Here is a 2,911-nt window from a genome sequence, read left to right as displayed (position 1 = left end):
CAATTCCCCTCTAGAAGCGGGGAGCCCTTTCGGGGGTGGTTGTGGGGGCGAAATAGGATCGACAGACGTGTAAAGGTTGACCTTTCGCTCGGTATGGTATCCGCCGTTATCGGGCTGTCTGTATAGGTGCCAACGACAATGAAATGGCCCTCGCTGCCTAACTTCTAGTTAGACAAGCGCGGTTTTGGGACGTGCACCGGGCAACAGAAGCACGTCCCGCTTCGCTTGGGGGCACAATGAAATACGCGCTGGTCCTTGTCGCGGGACTGCTGATCGCGCTGCAGCCGTCGGTGGCCGGCGGGCGCTGCCCGGCGCTGCGTTTCGAAGGGCGCCAGAACCTTTCCGTCGCCGAGTTCGCCGAGCTGGCCGCCGAGGTGCAGCAGCCCAAATCCGGCGGCGCGCCGTTTCTCTACTGGTGGTTCGATAGCGAAAACTATCCGGTCCAGAAAGGCTGGTCGGCAGTCGCGCTGGTACTGGCCGCCAATGGCGACATCGGCGAAACCCCGGTCGCCGGCATCATCTGGTCGAACCGGCCGCTCGACAGCCGCCACGACTTCGACGTCCGCAACGCCACGCCCGGCGACAAGGTCGGCGCCGCCTTCACCGGCGGCATCGTGTTCGCCACGACCAATCACGTCGCCGGCTGCGAGCCGGCTTCGCTGACCTTCAGCTCGGACGGCACCAAGGTATTTCTCGACGGCAAGCTGATCGGCACGATCAAGAACTGATCACTCGCGACGCTCCGTCGGCCGGTCGAATTTCCATTCCTCGCCGCGGCGCATCACCCAGGCAATGGCGGAAGCCGCCAGCACCACCGTGCCGCCCCACAGGATCGCCTCGCGTACCCCGAACAGGTCGGCAAGAGTGCCAAGGATCAGCGCCCCCCACGGCATCATGCCGATGAACGCCTGCGAATAATGCGAGATCACCCGGCCGCGGAATTTCTCGCCGGCGGCGAGCTGGATGATGGTGTTGGTGGTGCCGCCCTGGATCATCAAGCTCATCGCCGTCGGCACCAGCACGACCACCGACTGCCACAGCGCGTGGGTCTCGGCGAAGACCATCATGCCGAGCGCAAAGGCGACGCCCGCGACTACCGGTGCCAGCACCAGCCAGCGCTCCTTGATCAGCGTCAGGCAATAGGCGCCGATGAACGCGCCCACCCCCACCGCCGCCATCATGGTGCCGTAGTGGGCGGCCGAGCCGTGCAGCATGTCGCGCGCAAACGCCGGCATCAACGTCAGGTAGGCAGCACCGAAGCACGACGACGCGGCGACCAAGAACAGCGACATCCGGATCAGCCGGTTGTGAAAGGAATAGCGATAGCCCTCGGCGATTTCGGCCAGCGGGCGGTCGTGACGGCGGGGCGGGCGGGGCGTCAGCCGCATCAGCCACAGACTTGCCAGCACCGCCAGGAACGACGCGGCGTTGAGGGCGAAGCACCAGCCTTCGCCGGTCAGTGCGATCAGGCCGCCGGCCAGCGACGGACCGACCACCCGGGCGAGATTGAACATCATCGAATTGACGGCGATGGCGTGGCGCAGATCTTCGCGCCCGACCATGTCGAGCAGCATCGCCTGACGCGTCGGCATGTCGAAGGCGTTGATCAGACCAAGGCCCAAGGCCAGGACTACAATTTGCCACACCGCCACGTTGCCGGTGAGTGTCAGAACCGCCAGCACCGCCGCCTGCAACATCGCCGCCGACTGGGTGAGCAGCAGCAGCCGGCGCCGGTCGACCCGGTCCGCCACCAGGCCGCCGAAAGGGGCGAGGAAAAACAGCGTTATCTGGGAACAGAACGCCGTCAGTCCCAACAGAAACGGCGAATGGGTAAGACTGTAAACCAGCCACGACTGCGCCACGGTCTGCATCCAGGTCCCCATCAGGGACACCAGCTGGCCGGTGAAAAACAGCCGGAAATTCCGGTGCCGGAAAACGCCAAGCACCGCCAGGGCCGACCGGGGTGAGGTCTCTGCTCGAACTGAGGATTCGCCGCTCATGCGAGGCATAAAGCGCCAACTTCACGCGTCATTCCAGCCTCTCCCGCATTGACTCGTCACGCGCGGCGGCTAGTCTCTCACGCTCTTTCCCGGACAGGGCGTAATGACCAAGGATTACATCGGCTATCAGGCTTTGCTCGACGCGGCATTGCGCGGCGTCGTGCGCGACTCTTTGCGCCGGATCGAAAAGCAGGGCCTGATCGGCAACCATCATTTCTATCTGACCTTCAAGACCGGTTTTCCCGGTGTCGATATTCCGAGCTTCCTCAGCGAGCAATATCCGGATGAAATGACCATCATCCTGCAGCACCAGTTCTGGGGCCTGAAGGTGCACGACGACGTCTTCGAAGTCGCCCTCACCTTCAAGAAGCTGCCGGCGACGCTGTCGATCCCGTTCCAGGCCCTGACCAAATTCTTCGACCCCGGCGTGCCGTTCGGGCTCGAGTTCAAGACCCAGGACGCCGAGGTCAAGCCCGGCCCGTCCAAACAGGGCGAGGCCGCGCCCCATACCGCGACCGAAGCCACCCCGATGCCCAAGCCGGCCGCCAAAGCCGAGGCCAAGCCCGACGAAACGGGCGAAGCAGCGGCCGAAAAGCCGGTTACGCCCGGCGAAGTTGTCAGCCTGGACCAGTTCCGCAAGAAATAGGCGCCCACCCCCTCGAATGGATGGCCGGGTCGAGCCCACGGCTGTCCGGTTTAGATTCAGGCCCATTGGAGCACCAACTGGTCTGGGTTGATGGGCGGTGTTGGATCGTCGTCGATCAGCCGGTCGATGCGGCGCCGGTGCATGAGATTGGCGCGGACGATGCGGGGATAGGCGAGTGGGCTCGGGATGGCTTTTTGTGCCGCTTGCGCCAGTCGCAGCAGAATGAAGGCGATCAGGGCGACGGCGATCTGGATGCGGATGGCGT

General features: G+C 64.1%; 3 protein-coding genes, 1 other RNA gene and 1 pseudogene. 3 read left to right on the top strand and 2 right to left on the bottom strand.

All coding sequences use genetic code 11. The features are described from left to right. Positions 1-218: a transfer-messenger RNA gene (gene ssrA, locus AC1P6P_RS07380) on the top strand; the annotation flags it as partial. An 18-nt stretch (positions 219-236) separates the two neighbouring features. Beyond that, entirely contained in the window at positions 237-728 is a 492-nt protein-coding gene (locus AC1P6P_RS07375; protein ID WP_481401789.1) for a hypothetical protein, read from the top strand. Here the strand turns inward: AC1P6P_RS07375 and AC1P6P_RS07370 are convergent, their stop codons facing one another. Beyond that, positions 729-2,009: an MFS transporter gene (locus tag AC1P6P_RS07370; protein ID WP_481401788.1), complete on the bottom strand. Its 1,281-nt coding sequence runs from the start codon at positions 2,007-2,009 to the stop codon at positions 729-731. It lies immediately after the preceding gene. A 94-nt stretch (positions 2,010-2,103) separates the two neighbouring features. On the opposite strand from AC1P6P_RS07370, the gene AC1P6P_RS07365 reads away from it, so the two are divergent. After that, complete coding sequence (locus tag AC1P6P_RS07365) at positions 2,104-2,646, top strand: SspB family protein (RefSeq protein WP_481401787.1); 543 nt, start codon at positions 2,104-2,106, stop codon at positions 2,644-2,646. Between the two features lie 56 nt (positions 2,647-2,702). Here the strand turns inward: AC1P6P_RS07365 and AC1P6P_RS07360 are convergent. Continuing rightward, positions 2,703-2,911, bottom strand: a pseudogene (locus AC1P6P_RS07360) (IS4 family transposase); the annotation flags it as partial.

This window comes from Rhizomicrobium sp., assembly GCF_056722145.1.
This window is presented reverse-complemented; position numbering and strand designations above follow the sequence as displayed.

What these genes read in the sequence shown, in the direction of transcription:
- AC1P6P_RS07365 (WP_481401787.1), top strand. Translation starts at nt 2,104, where the DNA reads ATGACCAAGGATTACATCGGCTATCAGGCTTTGCTCGACGCGGCATTG.
- AC1P6P_RS07375 (WP_481401789.1), top strand. Translation starts at nt 237, where the DNA reads ATGAAATACGCGCTGGTCCTTGTCGCGGGACTGCTGATCGCGCTGCAG.
- AC1P6P_RS07370 (WP_481401788.1), bottom strand. Translation starts at nt 2,009, where the DNA reads ATGCCTCGCATGAGCGGCGAATCCTCAGTTCGAGCAGAGACCTCACCC.